Origin of the sequence: Methylobacterium sp. WL12, assembly GCF_008039475.1 — a bacterium.
GTDB classification, from domain to species: Bacteria; Pseudomonadota; Alphaproteobacteria; order Rhizobiales; family Beijerinckiaceae; genus Methylobacterium; species Methylobacterium cerastii.
Genome location: NZ_VRUW01000025.1, coordinates 17474 through 37552, shown reverse-complemented (window position 1 = coordinate 37552; position 20079 = coordinate 17474). Strand labels below are relative to the sequence as shown.

Here is a 20079-nt window from a genome sequence, read left to right as displayed (position 1 = left end):
GAAAATGCTCTATCTTGTTGTGCGATCAGGTTTTCTTCACGCGAGACGGCATCCACCTCGCTCGAAAATGCTCTAGCCCGTCTCCCGCCGAGCGGGAGGCGGTCACGCCGCCTTCTTCTTCCCCCCGCGCTCGGCGATCCCTGCGAGCGCCCGCACCACCTGCGTCGCGGTCTTGAGCCGGGCCGGGATCGAGTCGAGCTCGCGGATGAACACCACGCTCATGTCCGGACGCACCTTGGCGAACGAGGCCTGCTCGGCGACGTAGGCGACGAGCCCCTGCGGGTTCGCGAACGACTTGTCGCGGAAGTGGACGACGACGCCCTTGGGGCCGGCCTCGACCTTGGCGATGTTGGCGGCCAGGCACAGGATCTTGATCGTGACGATCTTGAGCAGCTGCTCCACCTCCGGCGGCAGCGGCCCGAAGCGGTCGATGAGCTCGGCGCCGAACCCCTCCATCTCGGCGTCGTTCTCCAGGGTCGAGAGCCGGCGGTAGAGCGCGAGCCGCACGCCGAGGTCCTCGACGTAGGTCTCGGGGATCGTGACGGGGGCGCCGAGCGCGATGGTCGGCGACCACGCCTCCTCCACCGGCTCCTCGTAGCCGGCCTTGAGCGCGGTGACCGCGTCCTCCAGCATCTGCTGGTAGAGCTCGTAGCCGACCTCCTTGATGTGGCCGGACTGCGCGTCGCCGAGCAGGTTGCCGGCGCCGCGGATGTCGAGGTCGTGGGAGGCCAGCTGGAAGCCGGCGCCGAGCGTGTCGAGGGTCTGCAGCACGTTGAGGCGCTGCTCGGCCTGGGCGCTCAGCGTGCGGTTGGCCGGCGTCGTGAACAGGGCGTAGGCGCGGGCCTTGGAGCGGCCGACGCGGCCGCGCAGCTGATACAGCTGGGCCAGGCCGAACATGTCGGCCCGGTGCACGATCAGCGTGTTGGCGGTGGGGATGTCGAGGCCCGATTCGACGATCGTGGTCGAGAGCAGCACGTCGTACTTGCCCTCGTAGAACGCGGTCATCACGTCCTCGAGCTGGCCCGCCGCCATCTGCCCGTGCGCCACCGCGACCGTGGTCTCGGGCATCTCGGTGTCGAGGAAGCGCTTCACCTCGGCGAGGTCCTCGATCCGCGGCACCACGTAGAACGACTGCCCGCCGCGGTAGCGCTCGCGCAGCAGCGCCTCGCGGATGGTCAACGGATCGAACGGCGTCACGAAGGTGCGCACCGCCAGGCGGTCGACCGGGGGCGTGGCGATGATCGAGAGGTCGCGCACGCCCGTCATCGCCAGCTGCAGGGTCCGCGGGATCGGGGTGGCCGAGAGCGTCAGCACGTGCACGTCGGCCTGCAGCGCCTTCAGGCGCTCCTTGTGGCTGACGCCGAAGTGCTGCTCCTCGTCGACGATGATCAGGCCGAGGTCCTTGAAGGCGATGGTCTTGGCGAGCACCGCATGGGTGCCGACGACGATGTCGACGGTGCCCGCCGCGATCCCCGCGCGGTTCTGCTTCATCTCGGCGGCGCCGACGAAGCGCGAGAGCTGCGCCACCTGGATCGGCAGGCCCTTGAAGCGCTCGGCGAAGGTGCGGAAGTGCTGGCGGGCGAGCAGGGTGGTCGGCACCACCACCGCCACCTGCCGCCCCGAGATCGAGGCGGCGAAGGCGGCGCGCAACGCCACCTCGGTCTTGCCGAAGCCGACGTCGCCGCAGACGAGCCGGTCCATCGGGCGGCCCTCGTTCAGGTCCGAGAGCACCGCCTCAATGGCGTTGGCCTGGTCCTCGGTCTCCTCGAAGGCGAAGCGGGCGGCGAACTCGCCGTAGAGCCCCTCGGGCGGCACCAGCCGCGGCGCCTGCCGCACGAAGCGCTGGGCTGCGACCTTGATGAGTTCGCCGGCCATCTCGAGGATGCGCTTCTTCATCCGCGCCTTGCGCGCCTGCCAGCCGGCGCCGCCGAGGCGGTCCAACGCGACCTCCGAATCCTCGGAGCCGTAGCGGGTCAGAAGCTCGATGTTCTCCACCGGCAGCAGCAGCAGGCCGGTGGCGTATTGCAGCTCCAGGCAATCGTGCGGGGCGCCCGCCGCCGTCACCGTCTTCAGGCCGACGAACCGGCCGATGCCGTGGTCGGCATGCACCACGAGGTCGCCGGGCTGGAGCGCCTGCACCTCCAGGATGACGTCCTGCGGCCGCTTGGACTTGCGCTTCTGGCGCACGAGCCGGTCGCCGAGGATGTCGCCTTCCGAGACCACGGCGAGCTGGCCCGTCGTGAAGCCGGATTCGAGGCCCCAGACCGCGACCGCCACGTCGGTGCCGCGCTTCAACGCGTAGACGTCCGAGAGGCGGGAGATCGCCATCGATTTCTTCAGGCCGTGGTCGGCGAGCACGCCGCAGAGGCGGTCGCGCGAGCCCTCGGACCAGGATCCCAGGATCACGTGGTGACCGGATCCCTGCAGGTCCTTCACGTGCGCCACCGCCGCGTCGAAGACGCTCGTCGCCTCGCTGGCGCGCTCGGCCGCGAAAGTGCGGCCGGGCTCGGCGCCGCAATCGATGGCCGGGCCGTCGGCCCCGCCATCGGGCACCGCGAACGGCGTCAGCCGGGCGACCGAGCAGGCCGCGATCCGGTCGCGCAGCTCGTTCTGGGTGAGGTAGAGGGCGCGCGGCGGCAGCGGCTTGTAGGGCGCGACGCCCGATTGCGGGGTCTTGCGCGCCTGCTCGCGAGCCTGGAAGTAGTCCTGGATCAAGGCCAGCCGCTCGGAGGCCGCGTCCTCGATCTGCGGCTCGAACACCATCGGCACCCCGGCGACGTAGTCGAACAGGGTGTCGAGGCCGTCGTAGAACAGGGGCATCCAATGCTCGAGGCCGGCGTAGCGCCGGCCCTCGCTCACGGTCTCGTAGAGGCGGTCGTCGCGGGTCGCGGCGCCGAAGTTGGCGATGTAGCCCTGGCGGAAGCGCCGGATGGTCTCGGTGGTGAGCTGGACCTCGCTCATCGGCACGAGGTCGAGGGAGCGGAGCTGCCCGACGGTGCGCTGCGTCTCCGGATCGAAGGCGCGGATCGATTCCAGGGTGTCGCCGAAGAAGTCGAGGCGGATCGGGTTCGGGAGTCCCGGCGGCGACAGGTCGAGGATGCCGCCGCGCACGGCGTATTCGCCCGTGTCCCGCACCGTCCCCGTGCGCAGGAAGCCGTTGGCCTCGACCCAGGCCACGACCTTGTCCATCGAGACGACGTTGCCGATCGCCACCGAGAAGGTCTCCACGGCGATGCGCTTCATCGGCGGCACGCGCTGGATCAGGGCGTTGACCGTGGTGCAGACGATGCGGGGCGCGGCCTCGGAGGAGCGCGTGCGCGTCAGCCGCGAGAAGGCGGTCATGCGCTGCGCCGCCGTGGCGCCGTTGGGCGAGACCCGGTCGTAGGGCTGGCAATCCCAGGCCGGCACGCTCATCGCCTCGATCTCGGGGGCGACGAACTTCAGCGCGTTGACGAAGGCCGCCGAGCGCCCGGAATCGCGGGCGACGTGGACCAGCACCGCCGGCCCCTCGAAGCCGGCGCTCAAGGCCCGGGCGAGGTCGGCCACCACCAGGGCGTCGAACCCGTCCGGGACGCCGGCGAGCGTCGGGCTCTCGCCACGGGCGAACGCGTCGCGAATCCGCGCCAGCGGCCCGGACTTCGGAAGCGCGAAGCGCGCCGTCTGGACCTTCGGCGCGGGGGCCGGAGGTGCGGGCGTCTTGGATCCAGGCTTGGCCATCGTGTGTCTGTTCGTCGTCGGATCGGGCGGGCAGGCGATGCCCGGATGGCGGGAGGTGGAGCCCGCGAGACGGGGTGTATAGACCGGAAGGCGGGGTGTCAGGTGGCAGCCGCCGGGCGATGCGGCCCGGGATGGTCCGGTTGGGCCGAGGTGCTCGGTGAGCACCCGGCGACAACCCGCTCGATAGACTGCGTTTTTTCGATTGAGCTCACCGGGCGCGGTCGTTGTTGGGCCAGCACGGCGAGTTGCAGAGGGTCCGGTTCGGCACGCGCATGCCGGTGTCGACCAAGCGCGCGGCCAAAGACGAGCGCAGCAGGTTCTCGCGCCGGCAGCCCTTGATGCGCGACCTGAACCGCCGGCCCCAACCTTCAGTACCAGAAAGATTTTTCGTTCAACGCGAAACCCGCATCTGCTCTGGGGCGCCGAGCCGCGGCAGGACGCCCTCGCGCATCACGGCGCGGCGCAGCGGGCCGATCGCGCTCATCGCGAGCAGGCCGACGCCGCGCAACGCGTCGACGGGCATGAGGTCGGCGAGCAGGCTGCGGTTGAGGGTGTCGACCGCCGTCGATCGCAACGCCGCGTCGAGGCGCCGGGCGCGGGCGAAGCCGGCCAACGCCGCGCGCGAGCCCGGATCACGGTGCTCGCGGACCGCGCCGAGCACCGCGTCGCGGAGGGCGGCGGCATCCCGCAACCCAAGGTTCAGCCCCTGCGCGCCGATCGGCGGGAAGACGTGGGCGGCCTCGCCGACCAGGGCGAGGCGGTGGGCCGTCGGGGTCGCCACGGAGAGGCCGCGCATCGGCACGAGGCCGCGGGGCCCGTCGACCCGCATCGTCCCAAGCATGCCCTGCGCCTGGGCGGTGACCGCCTCGGCGAGGGCTGCGTCGTCGAGGGCGGAGAGGCGGCGCGCGACGCCCTCGGCCGCGACCCACACGAGGCTGGAGCGGTTGTTGGGCAGCGGCACCAGGGTGAAGGGGCCGCCGCGGGTGTGGAACTCGGTCGAGACATTGCCGTGCGGGCGGTCGTGCGCGAGGATCGTCGTGATCGCGGATTGCGGGTACGACCAGTCCCGCACCCGGATGCCGCTGGCCGTCCGCAGGGGCGACCGGCCTCCGTCCGCGGCCACCACGAGCCGGGCCGAGACCCGACCGCCATCAACAAGGCGAACCTCGGAAAATTCTTCGCCCGCAACGGCTTCCGCCGCGTCGCTCTCGAACAGCGTGAGGTGTTCGGTCGCCCGCGCCTGCCGGCGCAGGGCTTCGACCAGGAGGCGGCTCTCGACGTTCCAGCCGAACGCGTCGAGGCCGATCTCGCCGGCATGGAAGCGTGCCGGCGGCGGGCGGAAGAGGCTTCCGGTGTCGTCGATGATCTGAAGCGTCGCCAGCGGGCCGGCCTGCGGGGCGATGCCCGCCCAGGCCCCCAGCGCGTCGAGGAAGCGCACGGAGCCGTCGAGCAGGGCGACGGTGCGCCCGTCCGCCACGGGTGCATGGCGCCCGACCAGCGCCGTCGGGATGCCGTCGCGGGCGAGCGCCAGGGCGGCGCTGAGCCCGGCGGCCCCGGCCCCGACGACCGCGACGGCGAAAACTCGGTCCTCTCGGGGCGGCTGGGGCACGGGCGAACAATCCTCAGGGCGGGCCGGCGATCCGGCAGGGAGGATCTAGGGCGATTCCGCATTCCTGTCGCCGGTGCTGCGGCAACCCGCGCCGGCTCGACGCGTCGGCGAAACGATCGTCAGCCGGCCCCGAGCAGCCGGATCGCGGCGTCGCGCTCGAACAGGTAGAGCAGCACCCGCAGGGCCTGGCCGCGCTCCGTCCGCAGGGCCGGGTCGCGCTCGACGATCAGCCGCGCGTCGTCGCGGGCGACCTCCAGCAGGGCGCCGTCGCTCTCCAGGCGGGCCAGCCGAAAGGCCGCGACGCCGGATTGGCGGGTACCCAGCACCTCCCCCTCGCCGCGGAGCCGCAAGTCGGCCTCGGCGATGCGAAACCCGTCCTCGCTCTCGCGCATCATCTCGAGGCGGGCCTTCGACACCTGGCCGAGCGGCCCGCGATAGAGCAGCAGGCAGGACGAGGCCTTCGAGCCTCGCCCGACCCGGCCGCGCAGCTGGTGCAGCTGGGCCAGCCCGAAGCGCTCGGCATGCTCGATCACCATGATCGTCGCCTCCGGCACGTCGACGCCGACCTCGACCACGGTGGTGGAGACCAGCACCTTGGTCTCGCCCGCGGCGAAGCGGGCCATCGCCGCATCCTTGTCGGCGCCGGGCATCTTGCCGTGGATCAGCCCGACCTCGGCGCCGAAATGCTGCTTCAGGTCCTCGAAGCGCTCCTCGGCCGCCGCGAGGTCGACGAACTCGGATTCGGCCACCAGCGGGCAGATCCAGTAGACGCGCTCGCCGCCCTGGAGCGCGCGATGAAGCCCGGCCACGACCTCGTCGATGCGCTCGGTCGGGATGGTGAGCGTGCGGATCGGCTGGCGGCCGGCCGGCTTCTCGTCGAGGATCGAGACGTCCATGTCGCCGAAGCAGGTCAGGGCCAGCGTCCGCGGGATCGGGGTCGCGGTCATGACGAGGATGTCCACCGCCGCGCCCTTGGCCCCGAGCGCGAGGCGCTGGTGGACGCCGAACCGGTGCTGCTCGTCCACCACCGCCAGCCCGAGATCGGAGAACACCACGCTGTCCTGGAACAGCGCGTGGGTGCCGACCAGGATGTCGATCTCGCCGGCGGCGAGGTCGGTGAGCGTCGCCCGGCGCTCGGCGGCGCGGTCGCGGCCGGTCATCAGGCGCAGGCGCAGGGCGCCCGCCAGCGGCTTCAAGCGCTCGAAGTGCTGGCGCGCCAGGATCTCGGTCGGCGCCATCAAGGCCGCCTGCCGGCCGGCCTCGCAGGCCGAGGCCATGGCGAGCAGCGCCACCGCGGTCTTGCCCGAGCCGACGTCGCCCTGAAGCAGGCGCAGCATCCGCTTGTCGGAGGCCAGATCCCCGCGGATCTCGGCGACGGCCCGCGTCTGCGCGCCGGTGAGAGCGAAGGGTAGGCCGGCCTCGATCCGGGCGGAGAGGCGGCCGTCGCCGGCGTTGACCCGCCCGGGCTTGCGGCGGCTGCGCGCGCGCATCAGCGCGAGGGCGAGCTGCGAGGCCAAAAGCTCGTCGTAGGCCAGCCGTTTTCGCGACGGCGTCGCGGGCGGGGGGATGGCGACGCCGTTGGCGCCCAGCGTCGGGGCTTTCGGCGCTTCCTCGGGCCGGTGCTCGGCGCGCAGCGCGTCGGCGAAGGGCGGCAACCGGTTCTGCTGCAGCCAGGCGGGGTCCTGCCATTCGGGCAGCACCGGCAGCCGCTCCAGGGCGGCGACCGCGAGCTTGCCGATCGCCCGCGAGGTCAACCCTTCCGTGGCGCCGTAGACCGGCTCGACGGAGGGCAGGGCGGCCAGGCCCTCCGCGTCGACGATGCGCGACGGATGCACCATCTGGCGGCTGCCGTCCCAGAGGTCGATGCGGCCGGTGACGTAGCGGTGGCTGCCCAGGGGCAGCATCTTCTCGACGCGCGCTGCCGGCATCCCGAAGAACACCAGGGTGATGTCGCCGGTCTCGTCCTCGACCAGCACCCGGTGCGGGCGCTTGCCCGGCCCGGTCCCGGCCGGCCGGTGGAGGGAGACGGTGACGCCGACGGTGACCGGCTCGCCGACCGGAGCCTCGCCGACCGAGCCGACGAGTTTCTGCGCGATGCCGCCCTGGGGCAGGTGGAACAGCAGGTCGACGATGCGGGCCGGCCGCTCGGGCGTGCCGAGCAGCCGCTCGATCATCGGCGCCATCTTCGCGCCGACGCGCGGCAGCCCGCGCACGGGCGCGAACAGCGGGTCGAGGATGCTGGGGCGCAGGAGCGCCGGGGGTGTCTCGTCGCGCATCGACACTTCGCTCGTCCCGCCCATCCTGCCGCTCGTGCGGGCCATCCTGCCCGGCGGGTCGTCAATATCCCGTGCCGTCCGCCCCGTCGCGCGGCCGCTCGACGCTGGCGCGCGACGGGAACGCCCGGCATCCCGTGATCATCGGATCGCAGGATCCTCGGCACGACGACGCGCGATCGGCTGGCAGGCCGGCCGCGACGGCTTAGATACGTCGAAGGTGGCGCTTCGCGCGGCCGGGGGCGGGAGCTGAGGCGATGATCGAGTTCTTTGACCGGGAGGGGCGTCCCGCCGCGTTCTGCGACGACGGCCGGGCGATCTACCACTGGGACGGCCGCCCGGCGGCGATCATCGACGACGACAAGGTCTTCGCCTATTCAGGCCGCTTCGTCGGCTGGTTCTCCGACGGGTGGATCAGCGACGCGCACGGGCACCGGGTGCTGTTCGAGTTCGATGCGGTCGGCGGCCCGGCCAAGCCGGAGCGCGGCCCCAGGGTCGCCAAAGGCCAGCGCGGACAGAAGCCGCCGCCGGGCCCGCGCGATCGCGCCCCCGCCCCGCCCGGGCCGTCCGCGTCGTGGTCCGAGACCGCCTTCGCAGGATTGGTCTGACCATCATCGTCCCGTGATCCACGGATCACGGGTCGTCTCCTTCGACCCAAGGCTAGAACCATGTCCGGCACCACCCGCACCAGCGCGGATCTCGATCCCCGCCGCCGCCGCACGCTGTTTCGCGCCTGGCACCGGGGCATCCGCGAGATGGACCTGATCATGGGACGCTTCGCCGACGCCGAGATCGGCGTCATGAGCGACGCGGACCTCGACCTGTTCGAGGCGCTGATCGAGGTGCCCGACCGCGACCTGTTCCGCTGGCTCGTTGGCGAGGAGCCGGCGCCCGCGAACTACGACACGACGCTGTTCCGTCGGCTCAAGGCCTTCCACAAGCACGACGCGCCGATCCACTCGTGACGGATCGCCGCCGCGGCTGAGCGCTCTGACTAGAGGTCGGGCTCGTTGACGACGTAGGGGCCGATGCGGCTCATCAGGTCGATGGGAGCACCGGCGCGGCGCGCGTTCTCGCCGTCGATCACCAAGACAGGGATGCCCTGGTCGCGCACTTCAGCCCGGAGCCGGGCGGCGAGGCGGGCGTAGCCCGAGTCGCGGCGTGACGAAGTCTGGAGCAGGATCGCGGCGGGACGGGCGATCACCGCCAGCACGTCCGCCGCCGCCTCGAGGGAGACGGTGACGCTGGCATAGCCGAGCTCGGCCAGCTCTCCGGCCAGCGAGTGATCGACAGCACGGACGCCGTCGTCGACGACGAGCACTTGTTGCAGCGCACCCATAGACCGAGAGCTACCCCATCGCTGACGAGTTGGGAAGAGAGCTGAGCTTTAAACCCACCGCAGACGGTTTGGTTCGCCGGCACCGTTTGCAGATGCGAAAATAAACCCGTCCGATGAGCGTGCGATGAACTGCGCGGCCGGGAACGCCGCGCGCGCCGGGGATGCGGGTGCGGACGAGCGTCCAACGCCTTCGAGACTTTGGGTTTTCGGTGCGATCCCGGGCGGCCCGTTAGGCGGCGCGATCAGGAGATCGGACGGGCGGGGACGCGCCGCAGCCCGGCCGAATGGCGCGGCGCGGGGTCGGGGGCGCGGCCGCTCAGGCCTCCGTCACCGCCATCCCGGTTCCGGCAAAGCGATCGGCCCGGAAGCGCGAGGCGCGAAAGCTTCCGGCCTCGGTCGCGTCCACCTCGCCGCGCTGCACCCGAGTCGTCGCGCAGGCCTGGCCGCGGAAGGCGAGGCGGCCGTCGGGGTCGCGGCGCAGGTCGAACAGGGCAGGGGGCAGGGCGAGGCGGGCGGGCTCCGCGAGCACCGAGGCGAGATCCGACGCGGGACCGCTCGACCCGGAGCGCCTGACCGACAGCACCGCGTCCTCGTCGAAGGCCAGCACGTCGAGGACCGGCGATCCCGCGGCCCGATCCGCCGCGTGCGGAGGCACCGACCCTGGGGCGCGACGGGCCAGGACCACGGAGCGCGTCGCCGGGGGCAGGGCGTCGAGGGCCTGTTCCAGGAAAGCCGGGGCGACGAGATGGGTCGGGCGCGGCTGCGCCAGGTTCTCGATCAGGGCCGGCCCGTCGAAGACCGGCATCGTCTCGAGGTCGACGCCCGCGGCGAGCGCCGCACCGAGCCCGGTGACGAGCCCGCGCAGGTCGGAGGGCGGCAGCAGGGTGAGGATTCGGTCGCCGGGTTCGATCCGGGCCGACACGAGATGCGCGGCGATCGCCGCGAGCAGCGCGTCTCCGGTGCGGTGGACCGGCCGGGCCGGATCGCCGGCCGCGAAGCTGACGAGGCCGCCGCCGGTCTCGGGCAAGGGCGCGGTCCCGCCGGCACGGTCGAGGGCCAGCGCATCGAGGTTGATCACGCCGTCGGGGACGGCCGGCCCGAAGGCCGCGAGGTAGCGCAGGCCGAAATAGCCGGCCGCGATCCGGCACAGGGCCTCCGCCGGGCGGTTCGCGCCGACCTGGGTCTGGGTCAGCACCGCGGAGAGGCCGGCCGCCTGGATGCCGGCGGCGGCCTGCGCCTCGGTCCAGGACGGGGGGAGGGGGCAGGGGACGTGGCCGGCCGCCTCGACGGCGAGGTGGGCGACGAGGCCTTCGGTGCTCCCGGGGAACCACAGGCCGATCCGGCTTCCCGGCGCCAGCCGCCAGGTCCGCAGCGCCTGGGCGAGGCGCCCGATGATCTCGGCGGCCGTCCCATAGGTCCACGCCATCGGCGGCCTGCCGCTCCAGCCGCGCTTGGGCGCGGCGTCGGCGAAGGCGAGGCGGCCGGGATCGAGGCGGGCGGTTCCGGCCAGCAGCGCGCACAGGCCCGCCCGCGGCAGGATCACCTCCGGGGCGATCTCCGAAGCGACCTCCGGGACGACCTGGGACCGCACCGCACCGCGGGTGGCCGGTCCCCATCCGGCGGTCAACGGCTCGATGGAGGGCTGCGCCGCGCTCACGGGGTTCTCGAACTCCATCCGAAGGTCGGCGTGCATCCCGCATGACGACTGGCCATCGATGCCGGTTTAGGGTTAACCCGCGCCTAAGGCCGGCCGGCGGATTCGCGGTTCGTGGGCGCGCCCGTCGCGGGTACCGCGCCGGGCGACGTCGCGGGCGTCCTGGCAGGTGTCATGCCTTCGCCGCATTCGGCGGGGAATGCAGGCCGCCCGATCGCCCGGGACCAGCGCGGCGCCCCCTGTCGGGACCGGTCGCCCCGCTATCCCGCACCGCGTCACGTTTTTCCCGTCACGACGTCCTCCTCCAATCGACGAACTTCAAAGGGTCTGAGCCGATGTCCTTCGCCAAAAGCCCGGCGCACCTGATGCGCGCCGCCGCGTTCCTTGCGCTCGCCGGCCTTGCCGGGCCCGCCCTCGCCCAGCCGAAGAAGGCGCCGCCCGCCCCAGCGGCCCCCGCGCCGACGGCGCCGGCACCGGGCCAGAGCACGCCGGCGGCCAACACCGCGGCGCAGACCGGCCCGCAGACCGTGACCGTGAAGTCCGAGCCGAGCCAGGCCGACTGGACCAAGGTCTGCGGCAAGGACGGCGGCTCGGGCACCGACATCTGCTACACCACCCGCGACTTCGTCTCCGACCAGGGCCAGCCGGTCCTCGCGGTCGCCGTGTACGAGATGAAGAACCCGGCCACGAAGCAGGAGGTGCGCGTGGTGCGCTACCTGCTGCCGCTCGGCCTGCTGCTGCAGCCCGGCATCCGCTTCACCGTCGACGGCCAGCAGGGCACCGCCGGCAAGTTCGCCGTCTGCTTCCCCAACGGCTGCTTCGCCGAGGCCGGCGGCGTCGACGCCGGCGTCGTCGCCGCGATGAAGAAGGGCACCACGCTCAACGTCTCGGTGCAGAACCAGACCCAGCGCGAGGTGACCTTCGCCGTGCCGCTCGCCGGCTTCGGCAAGGCCTTCGACGGCCCGGCCATGGACCCGAAGGTGCTCGAGGAGCAGCAGAAGAAGCTGCAGTCGGAGCTCGAGAAGCGCAGCGAGGACATGCGCAAGAAGCTCGAGCAGCCCGGCGCGGCCGGCGCCGCGCCGGCCCCCAAGCCCTGATCCGCGACCGCCGATCCCGCCCTCGGGATCGGCGCACCGACAAGGCCCGGCGCTCCGAAGCGCCGGGCTTTTTTCATGCGTCGGGCGTCCTCGCCGACCGGCCCGTGATCACGGGATCACGGGATCGTTGCATCACCGGATCCTGAGATCACGCGATCCTGGTCTCTCGGAGGCTAGGGTCAGCGCCGCGCGCCGCCGAACGGCCAGTCGATCGCGCCGCCGGCATACAGCCCCGCCCAGATCAGCACCGGCTGGAACGCCAAGCGGGGCCCGTGATACCACCAGGAATCCGGCAGCGGCGGCACGACGATCCCTTCGATCGCCTGCTTGACGTTGGCCGGCCAGACGCAGAGCGCGTAGAGCGCGAGCCCGATCCCGGCAGCCCGGCGCCAAGTTGGGCTCGTCAGCGCCAGGGCGCCGGCGATCTCGCAGAGGCCGGTGCCGAGGATGACGAGGCGCGGCTCCGGCACCCAGGCCGGCATGATCGGCATCAAGGTGTCGGGGGAGGCGAGGTGCACCGCGCCGACGAGGCCGTAGAGGCCGACGAGGCCGCGCCGCAGCCAGACCCGCCCGGGACCGTCGGGCGCATGCGTCTTTTGAGCCCCCGTCATGTCGCCCCGATCGAGACGTCGTTCGTTGACACGCCGCACTCCGCAGCGACGCGGTCGCGCAGGGCCGCCATCAGCCGCATCAGTAGGCAATGGTCGCGGGCGTAGCCGGTGTCGCCGCCGCCAGAATCGCCGATCGCCGTGACCGGCGCGATCAGCCGCAGCGAGTTGGTCACGAACACCGCGTCGGCGCGGCGCAGCTCGGAGAGCGTGATGGAGCGCTCCTCGCAGGCGAGCCCGCAGGCCGGCGCGAGCTGCGCGATCACCACGGCGCGGACGATGCCGGCCAGCACTCCATCAGTGAGCGGCGGCGTGACCAGGCGCTCGCCGAACAGCGCGAAGACGTTGCCGGTGCCGGCGCAGGCGAGCGCCTGCCGAGTGTTGCTGAACAGGGCCTCGTCGAAGCCGGCGGCGCGGGCGTCCCGCGCGGCGAGGATCGCGTCGCCGTAGCCCAGCGCCTTCAGCTGCGCGAGGGGCGACGTCTCGTTCCGGGCGATGGCCGTGGGCCAGAGCCGCAGCGGCGCGAACGCGATGCCGGGGTCGCTGGCCGCCGCGGTCGCAAACAGCGTCGGGTGCGGGTCGGCGGGCGGGGCGAGGCCGCGGGGGCCGGTGCCGCGGGTCACGGTGGTGCGGATCGCCAGGCGCCCGCCGGTCGCGGCGAGGGCCCGCATCGCCGTCTCGACCGCCTCGGGGCAGACCGGGAAGCCCAGCGCCGCGACCGAGGCGACGAGGCGGGCGACGTGCGCTTCCGCGAAGGCGACGCGGCCGGCGAGCGCCAGGGCCGTGTCGAAGACGCCGTCGGCCAGGGTCAGGCCGCGATCGGTGAGGTCGAAGGGCAGGGTGGTGCCGTCGCTCAGGCGCCCGTCATGCCACAGCATCATGGCCCTCCCCCGAGGGGCCCCGCGCCCGCCAGCCGCGGGCGAGCCCGAGGAAGTTCGAGAAGATCGCGTGGCCGTTCTCGGTGAGCACCGATTCCGGGTGGAACTGGATGCCGTAGGTCGGGTGGCGGCGATGCGACAGGGCCATCACCTCGCCCTCGGCCGAGCGCGCGTCGACGGTGAGGTTGGCCGCCATGGCCGGCCGCGGCGCCACCACGAGGGAGTGGTAGCGCCCGACCTGCATCCCGGCCGGAAGCCCGGCGAACAAGCGCTCGCCCATATGCGTCACCGGCGTCGCCTGCCCGTGCAGCGGCTTCTGCGCCCGCTCGACGCTGCCGCCGAAGGCCGCGCCGATCGCCTGGTGCCCGAGGCAGACCCCGAGGATCGGCATCTGCCCTGACAGCGCGCGGATCGCCGGCAGCGAGATCCCGGCCTCGGCCGGCGTGCACGGCCCGGGCGAGATCACCAGGGCCTCGGGGGCCAGCGCGCGGATGCCGTCCACGTCGAGGGCGTCGTTGCGCACCACGCGCACGGTCTCGCCGAGCTCCTCGAAGTAGCGCACGACGTTGAAGACGAACGAATCGTAGTTGTCGACGACGAGGATCATGGACGTTCTCGGTGGCCCGCGGCCGTGGTCGGCCGAGGGCGTCCGCCGCACCCGCGGCGACGCGCGATCGCGCTTGCCGACCTTCGGTCGGGAGTCTTGGGGTGGCCGGCGGCCGGCGAGCGGCCCGCCATCCGGCCGGCCCGGGATCGGCCGGGCGCGCTCATGCCTCGAACGCCTGGAACACGCGCGCGGCCTTGGTCAGGGTCTCGTCGTACTCGGCCGACGGGTCCGAGAGCAGCGTGACGCCGCCGCCGGCCTGGAGCACGGCCGTCGTCGCGTCCATGAACACGGTGCGGATCGCGATCGAAGTGTCGATCGACCCGTCGAACCCGATCCGGCCGATGGCCCCGCAATAGAGCTCGCGCGCGTCGCCCTCGATCTCGGTGATGATGTCCATGGCCCTGAGCTTCGGCGCGCCGGTGATCGAGCCGCCGGGAAACGTCCTCTCGAGCAGGTCGAAGCCGTCGAGGCCGTCGCGCAGGGTGCCCGTGACGACAGAGACGAGATGGTGGATGCCGGCATAGGATTCCAGCCCGCACAGCACCGGCACCCGCACGCTGCCCGGCGCGCAGACCCGGGACAGGTCGTTGCGCAGCAGGTCCACGATCATGGTGTTCTCGGCGCGCTCCTTCGGATCGCCGAGCAGCCGCGCGGCGCGGGCTGCATCCTCGACCGGGTCGTCGCTGCGCGCGAGCGTGCCCTTGATCGGCCGGGTCTCGATCTGGCCGGCCTCGAGCTTGAGGAAGCGCTCGGGCGAACTCGACGCGACGGTCAGCCCGTCGAACTCGAGGTAGGCGCCGAAGGTCGCCGGGTTGGTCTCGCGCAAGGCGCGGTAGAACGCGAACCGGTCGAACCCTTCGGGCAGGGCGGCGGTGAAGCGCTGGGCGATGTTGGCCTGGTAGATGTCGCCGGCGCGGATGTAGTCGCGCACCCGCTCGACCGCCGCCTCGTAGCCCGCGCGCGTGAAGTTCGAGTGCCAGGTCGGCGGCGCAGCGAATGCGGGCGGGGCGGCGGGTTCCGGCGCCGCCCCTGCCAGGCAGTCGGCGAAGGCCGCGAGACGCACCCGCGCCCGCACCTCGCGCCGGGCCGGATCGGTCTCCGGGAACCCGGTGGCTGCCAGGCGACAGGTGCCGGCGCCGTGGTCGACGGTGAGCGCGACGTCGTGGAGGTCGAAGGCGGCGTCGTCCGTCAGCCCGGCCCGGCGGGCGGGCGCGACCACGCGCTCCAGCGCCTGCCCGAGATCGTAGGCGCAGTAGCCGATCGCGCCGCCGGAGAACGTCTCGCCGGATTCCGCTTCGAGCCGATAGGGCGCGAGGCAGGCGCGCAGGGCCGCCATCGGGCCGCCCGGCACCGGCCGCCCGTCGAGCGTGGCGCGGCCGTCGCGAAAACGGAAGCGGGCGAAGGGGTCGGCCGCCAGGATCGAGACCCGGCCGAGGGTGTCGTGCCGCATCGCGCTGTCGAGGAAGGCGAGGCCGGGCCAGCGCCGCAGCCGCATCGCCGCCGCGACGGGGTCGACGAACGGGATCTCCCGGGTCCAGATCTGTTGCGCCGCCATATCCTGCGCTGTCACGTCCGGTTCGAGGGCCATGGGTGTGGAGTGCCGGGTGCCGGCCCGTCGGTTCAAGTGCGAAGGCCTCGCACAGGCGGTTGCCCCTGGGAAGCCGCAGCCGATGCCGCAGGGTTTCGCGACCGATGCGCCGGACGCAATCCCTCCCGGTGGCGGCGCGGGGCTCGCGCGGCCTGCGCGATCCCGCTATAGCGATGACGCATCACGACAATCCGGGTCCGATGACGCGCCGGCCGCGAAGACCAGCCGGCCCCGAAGACCCGGGATCCTCGAGGCGTTCGACCTGGCGGCGTCCACGCCGCACGAAGGCAGCATGACCGCATCCGCACTTCCGTCCGATCCGAAGGTCACGGCCAAGACACTCGGCGCGCCAAAAATCTCGTTCGTCTCGCTCGGCTGCCCGAAGGCGCTGGTCGATTCCGAGCGGATCCTGACGCACCTGCGGGCCGAGGGCTACGAGCTCGCCCGGCGCCATGACGGGGCGGACGTGGTCATCGTCAACACTTGCGGCTTCCTCGATTCGGCGAAAGCCGAGTCGCTCGCCGCGATCGGCGAGGCGATGGCCGAGAACGGCCGGGTCATCGTCACCGGCTGCATGGGTGCGCAACCGGAGGAAATTCGCGAAAAATATCCGAACCTGCTCGCGGTGACGGGGCCGCAGGCCTACGAATCGGTGGTGGCCGCCGTCCACGAGGCGGTGCCGCCGGCCCACGACCCGTTCCTCGACCTGGTGCCGCCGCAGGGCGTCAAGCTGACCCCCCGGCACTACGCCTACCTGAAGATTTCGGAGGGCTGCAACAACCGCTGCACCTTCTGCATCATCCCGTCTCTGCGCGGCGACCTCGTCAGCCGGCCGGCCGGCGACGTGCTGCGCGAGGCGGAGAAGCTGGTGAAGGCCGGCGTGAAGGAGCTGCTCGTCGTCTCGCAGGACACCAGCGCCTACGGCGTCGACATCCGCTACGCCGAGAGCCCGTGGCGGGACCGCACGGTGCGGGCGAAGTTCTACGACCTCGCCAAAGAACTCGGCGAGCTTGGCGCCTGGGTGCGGCTGCACTACGTCTACCCCTACCCGCATGTCGACGAGGTGATCCCGCTGATGGCGGAGGGCAAGGTCCTTCCCTATCTCGACATGCCGCTGCAGCACGCCTCGCCGACCGTGCTCAAGCGCATGCGCCGCCCGGGCAACCAGGAGCGCCAGCTCGAACGCATCCGGCGCTGGCGCGAGACCTGTCCGGATCTCGCGATCCGCTCGACCTTCATCGTCGGCTTCCCCGGCGAGACCGAGGCCGAGTTCTCGGAGCTGCTCGACTGGATCAAGGAAGCCAAGCTCGAGCGCGTCGGCTGCTTCACCTACGAGCCGGTGACGGGTGCCATCGCCAACACGGTAGGCGAGGCGGTGCCGCCTGAATTGCAGTTGGAGCGCAAGCGCCGCTTCATGGAAGCGCAGCAGATTGTCTCGCTGCGCCTGCAGAAGGCGCGCATCGGCAAGCGCCTGCCCGTGATCATCGACACGGTGGGCGCCGACGGCATCAAGGGCCGCTCGAAATACGACGCGCCCGAGATCGACGGCAGCGTCCACGTCACCAGCCGCCGGCCGGTGCGCCAGGGCGACGTCGTCACCGTGAAGATCGAGGCGGCCGACGCCTACGACCTGCGCGGCAGCGTCGTCTAAGATTGGTTTTCGAAAGGGATCATCCCTTTCGTGGGTCCAGGGCGATGTCCTGGGGGTGGTTCGTCGGGCTCCGCCCGACACCCGCCAAAGGGATGATCCCTTTGGTATCCCGCATCCAGGATCAGGCCTTGCGCTCGGCCTGCTTCACCGCGATCCAGGCCGCCTCCATCGCCGCGAGGTCGGCGTCCGACAGGGTTCCACCCTCGGCCTCGATCCGGGCGGCCATGGCGGTGAAGCGGCGCACGAACTTGTCGTTGCCGGCCCGCAGCGCCGCCTCCGGGTCGATTCCGGCGTGCCGGGCGAGGTTGGCCACCGAGAACAGCAGGTCGCCGACCTCCTCGGCCACCGCCTGCGCGTCGCCGCCGGCCAGCGCCTCGGCGACCTCGTCGGCCTCCTCGTGGACCTTGGCGACCACGTCCGCCGCATCCGCCCAATCGAAGCCGTAGCCGGCCGCCCGCCGCGAGATCTTCTCCGCCCGCGTCAGGGCCGGCAGCGTCCCGGCGACGCCGTCGAGGGGACCCTCGGGGGCAGGAGACGGCTTGCCTGCGCTCTTGGCCGCGCCCTTGGCCGCATCCTTGGCCGCATTTTTGGCCGCGCGCTCGGCCGCCTTGATCGCCTGCCACTGCGCCTCGACGGCGCTTGCGGCCCGGCGCGGGCTGCCGACGGGGAGCAGGGCGCCGCCTGGCTGGAACACGTGCGGGTGGCGGCGCACCAGCTTCGCCACGATCGACCGAGCCACGTCGTCGAGATCGAAGGCGCCGGCCTCCTCGGCCATCCGGGCGTGGAACACCACCTGCAGCAGCAGGTCGCCGAGTTCTTCGCGCAGGTCGCCCAAGTCGTTTCGGGCGATCGCGTCGACGACCTCGTAGGCCTCCTCCAGGGCGTAGGGCGCGATGCTCGCCGAGGTCTGGGCGACGTCCCAGGCGCAGCCGCGCTCGGGATCGCGCAGCTCGGCCATCACCCGCCTCAAGGCGTCGAGTGGCGCTTCGACCATGCGTCAGGGCTCCCGAGGGGACGGCCCGTCCGACCCCGACGGGGCAGGGGTAGACCGCCCTGGTCGCGAAATCACCTCCGCTTATCGGCCTGCTGCGATGACCCTTCGCTGCGCCGATCCGCCTACCCGTTTCGTCCGGCTCAGCCGCTCCTATGGGGACAAAAGCGTCATATTCCCTATCTTCCAAGTGGACATTCTGAGGGTGACGGATCGTTCGTCGAAGCGGACGACGCGAAAACCCCCTAGGAAGACTATCAGGAAGGATTCTCAGAGAGTCTGTTCTGAAGGTTATAAGGGGTAGCGAAAAACGCTACCCCGACAGGAGGTTGACCCAGGTTCTCGCATCCGACTCTGCGTGGTTCCGCATTCGACTCTGCGTGGGATCGCATCGAACTCTGCGCGGGATTCCCGCGGCGCCGCATCGGAGTCTGCGCGGGTCCGCATGCGATTCGGCGTGATCCGGCCGGTTTTCCGGTGAGGAACGGGGACAAGTCGCAAGCTCCGGCCCGTATCGAACTCTGCGTGGTCGGCGGCCCGTCGCGGAGGCGCATCGAACTCTGCGCACGAGGCCTCGAGACACCCCCGCGCACCGGATGCCGTGCGGAAAGCCGGAGAGAGGACGGCCGAGGGGAGGGGAAGCGTGGATTGCCGGGATAACCGCCCTGCCCCCGAAGGACTCCGGCCCGGCGGGAGACTCCGGGCCGGTGAATCGTGTCATCACGGCCCGCGCCTCGCAGGACCCTGCCGGGCGCTCGGGCTGCCGCTTGCGGCGGGGCCGGGAGGGATGGTCCGCCCACGGTGCGGTCGCGGAGTTTTCGGACGACACGCATGGGGATCGAGGACAGACTGGCCGGCATCCGCGACGCCGACCTCCGCGCGGAGGTCGAGGCGGCGCGTGGCGGCTTCCTGTTCGCCCAGATCGTCGAGCACATCCTCCACCGGCAGCAGGTCCGCGACGCGGAGGCCTCGGCCCAGGGCGCGGTCGCCGGGCGGCGAGCCGGGATGGGGCGGGACCAGCGCCGGCGCGACGCGGTGCGCGAGGTGATCGAGAACCAGCCGACCGTGCCGGAGAACCTCCAGCACATCCATTCGGTGCTGGCCTTGTGCGGCCTGCCCTATCGCGATCCCGGCCCGGTACGGGAGTTCTCCCGCGATTACGGGCGCAACTCGCTCAACCTCGTCGCCGGCCGGCTGAAGAGCCCGGTCACCGGCGAGATGGAGCCGCAGGGCCTGCCCTACGGCCCGAAGGCGCGGCTCGTGCTGCTCCACCTCTGCACCGAGGCCGTGCGCCAGCGCAGCCCGACCATCGAGGTCGCCGATTCCCTGTCCGGCTTCATGCGCGAGATGGGGTTCGCCGTCACCGGCGGCGAGCGCGGCACGATCCGGCAGTTCAAGGAACAGCTCAACCGGCTCGCCGCCTGCTCGATGCAGATCGGCCTGTGGGACGGGCACGACCAGGCCAGCACCCTCAACGTGCCGCCGTTCCGCAGCCTCGACCTGTGGCGCCCGAGCGCGCGGGAGGGGGCGAGGGACGGGGAGGGCGCGGCCTGGTCCCGCACCGTGCAGTTCCACCAGGACTTCTACGACAACCTGATCCGGCACGCCCTGCCCGTCGACATCCGGGCGGCGCGGGCCTTCTCCGGCTCCGCGCGCAAGCTGGACCTGCTGTTCTGGGTCGGCTACCGCCTGCGCGCCCTGCAGCGACCCCTGCGGCTCACCTGGACGAACCTGCACGGGCAGTTCGGCGCCGAGAACGCCTGCATCCGCAGCTTCCGTCAGGCGTTCAAGACCGACGTCGCGCATCTGTGCGAGGTGTTTCCCAAGCTGCCGGTCGCCCTCGACGACGGCGGCATGACCCTGCAGCCGGCCGATCCCGGCATGCTCCTCGTTCCGCCCCGCAAGGGAATACGGAAGATGCAGGCAGGGAAAGAGGGAGCCGTTTAGGGAATGCCCGTGTATTCCAGCGATACGAGCTGCTCCGTCGTTGGGAACGAGTGTTCCATTCCCTGAAGCGTCGCGAGCTGCCACCGCCTCTGCATCTTCCTTCCCTCTAGGAATGATGAT

Annotated in this window: 15 protein-coding genes; 5 read left to right on the top strand and 10 right to left on the bottom strand. The window is 71.9% G+C overall.

Annotated features, from left to right (window positions below; translation table 11 throughout):
- Positions 1-102: 102 nt before the first annotated feature.
- From mfd to recG, 3 genes are all read right to left on the bottom strand, one after another.
- Positions 103-3717 (bottom strand): transcription-repair coupling factor, encoded by a 3615-nt coding sequence (mfd, locus tag FV226_RS11960; protein WP_147763091.1) that lies wholly within the window; start codon positions 3715-3717, stop codon positions 103-105.
- Between the two features lie 391 nt (positions 3718-4108).
- A complete protein-coding gene (locus FV226_RS11955) occupies positions 4109-5326 on the bottom strand; it encodes a UbiH/UbiF family hydroxylase (protein ID WP_147763090.1) in 1218 nt (405 codons plus the stop codon).
- Between the two features lie 119 nt (positions 5327-5445).
- A complete protein-coding gene (recG, locus tag FV226_RS11950) occupies positions 5446-7602 on the bottom strand; it encodes an ATP-dependent DNA helicase RecG (protein WP_147763089.1) in 2157 nt (718 codons plus the stop codon).
- A 254-nt stretch (positions 7603-7856) separates the two neighbouring features.
- Here recG and FV226_RS11945 point away from each other — a divergent pair, with 254 nt between their 5' ends.
- Both FV226_RS11945 and FV226_RS11940 read left to right on the top strand, forming a co-directional pair.
- On the top strand, positions 7857-8207 hold the full coding sequence (locus FV226_RS11945) for a 4-fold beta flower protein (protein ID WP_147763088.1): 351 nt from the start codon (positions 7857-7859) through the stop codon (positions 8205-8207).
- 60 nt (positions 8208-8267) lie between these two features.
- A complete protein-coding gene (locus FV226_RS11940; protein WP_147753396.1) occupies positions 8268-8564 on the top strand; it encodes a succinate dehydrogenase assembly factor 2 in 297 nt (98 codons plus the stop codon).
- 29 nt (positions 8565-8593) lie between these two features.
- On the opposite strand, the gene FV226_RS11935 is transcribed toward FV226_RS11940, so the two are convergent.
- Both FV226_RS11935 and FV226_RS11930 read right to left on the bottom strand, forming a co-directional pair.
- The gene (locus FV226_RS11935; RefSeq protein ID WP_147763087.1) at positions 8594-8938 is read right to left on the bottom strand and encodes a hypothetical protein; all 345 of its coding nucleotides are present in this window, start codon (positions 8936-8938) and stop codon (positions 8594-8596) included.
- 316 nt (positions 8939-9254) lie between these two features.
- The gene (locus tag FV226_RS11930; RefSeq protein ID WP_147763086.1) at positions 9255-10631 is read right to left on the bottom strand and encodes an AMP-binding protein; all 1377 of its coding nucleotides are present in this window, start codon (positions 10629-10631) and stop codon (positions 9255-9257) included.
- A gap of 296 nt (positions 10632-10927) precedes the next feature.
- Here FV226_RS11930 and FV226_RS11925 point away from each other — a divergent pair, with 296 nt between their 5' ends.
- Positions 10928-11689: an invasion associated locus B family protein gene (locus FV226_RS11925; RefSeq protein WP_147753399.1), complete on the top strand. Its 762-nt coding sequence runs from the start codon at positions 10928-10930 to the stop codon at positions 11687-11689.
- Positions 11690-11868: 179 nt separating this feature from the next.
- On the opposite strand, the gene FV226_RS11920 is transcribed toward FV226_RS11925, so the two are convergent.
- From FV226_RS11920 to pabB, 4 genes are all read right to left on the bottom strand, one after another.
- Positions 11869-12300, bottom strand: coding sequence for a DoxX family protein (locus FV226_RS11920; protein WP_147763085.1), 432 nt, complete (start codon positions 12298-12300; stop codon positions 11869-11871).
- Positions 12297-13175, bottom strand: a complete 879-nt coding sequence (locus FV226_RS11915; protein ID WP_147763104.1) for an aminotransferase class IV — start codon at positions 13173-13175, stop codon at positions 12297-12299. The genes FV226_RS11920 and FV226_RS11915 overlap by 4 nt, the downstream gene beginning before the upstream one ends.
- Positions 13162-13782 (bottom strand): aminodeoxychorismate/anthranilate synthase component II, encoded by a 621-nt coding sequence (locus FV226_RS11910; RefSeq protein ID WP_147753333.1) that lies wholly within the window; start codon positions 13780-13782, stop codon positions 13162-13164. Before FV226_RS11910 ends, FV226_RS11915 begins: the two co-directional genes overlap by 14 nt.
- 160 nt (positions 13783-13942) lie before the next feature.
- The gene (pabB, locus tag FV226_RS11905) at positions 13943-15337 is read right to left on the bottom strand and encodes an aminodeoxychorismate synthase component I (RefSeq protein ID WP_246691578.1); all 1395 of its coding nucleotides are present in this window, start codon (positions 15335-15337) and stop codon (positions 13943-13945) included.
- A 325-nt stretch (positions 15338-15662) separates the two neighbouring features.
- On the opposite strand from pabB, the gene rimO reads away from it, so the two are divergent.
- A complete protein-coding gene (rimO, locus tag FV226_RS11900; protein ID WP_147763084.1) occupies positions 15663-17021 on the top strand; it encodes a 30S ribosomal protein S12 methylthiotransferase RimO in 1359 nt (452 codons plus the stop codon).
- A gap of 121 nt (positions 17022-17142) precedes the next feature.
- Here rimO and mazG read toward each other — a convergent pair whose 3' ends face one another.
- Positions 17143-18015, bottom strand: coding sequence for a nucleoside triphosphate pyrophosphohydrolase (gene mazG / locus FV226_RS11895; protein WP_147763083.1), 873 nt, complete (start codon positions 18013-18015; stop codon positions 17143-17145).
- Between the two features lie 828 nt (positions 18016-18843).
- Here mazG and FV226_RS11890 point away from each other — a divergent pair.
- A complete protein-coding gene (locus FV226_RS11890) occupies positions 18844-19959 on the top strand; it encodes a replication protein RepA (protein WP_147763082.1) in 1116 nt (371 codons plus the stop codon).
- Positions 19960-20079 lie beyond the last annotated feature (120 nt).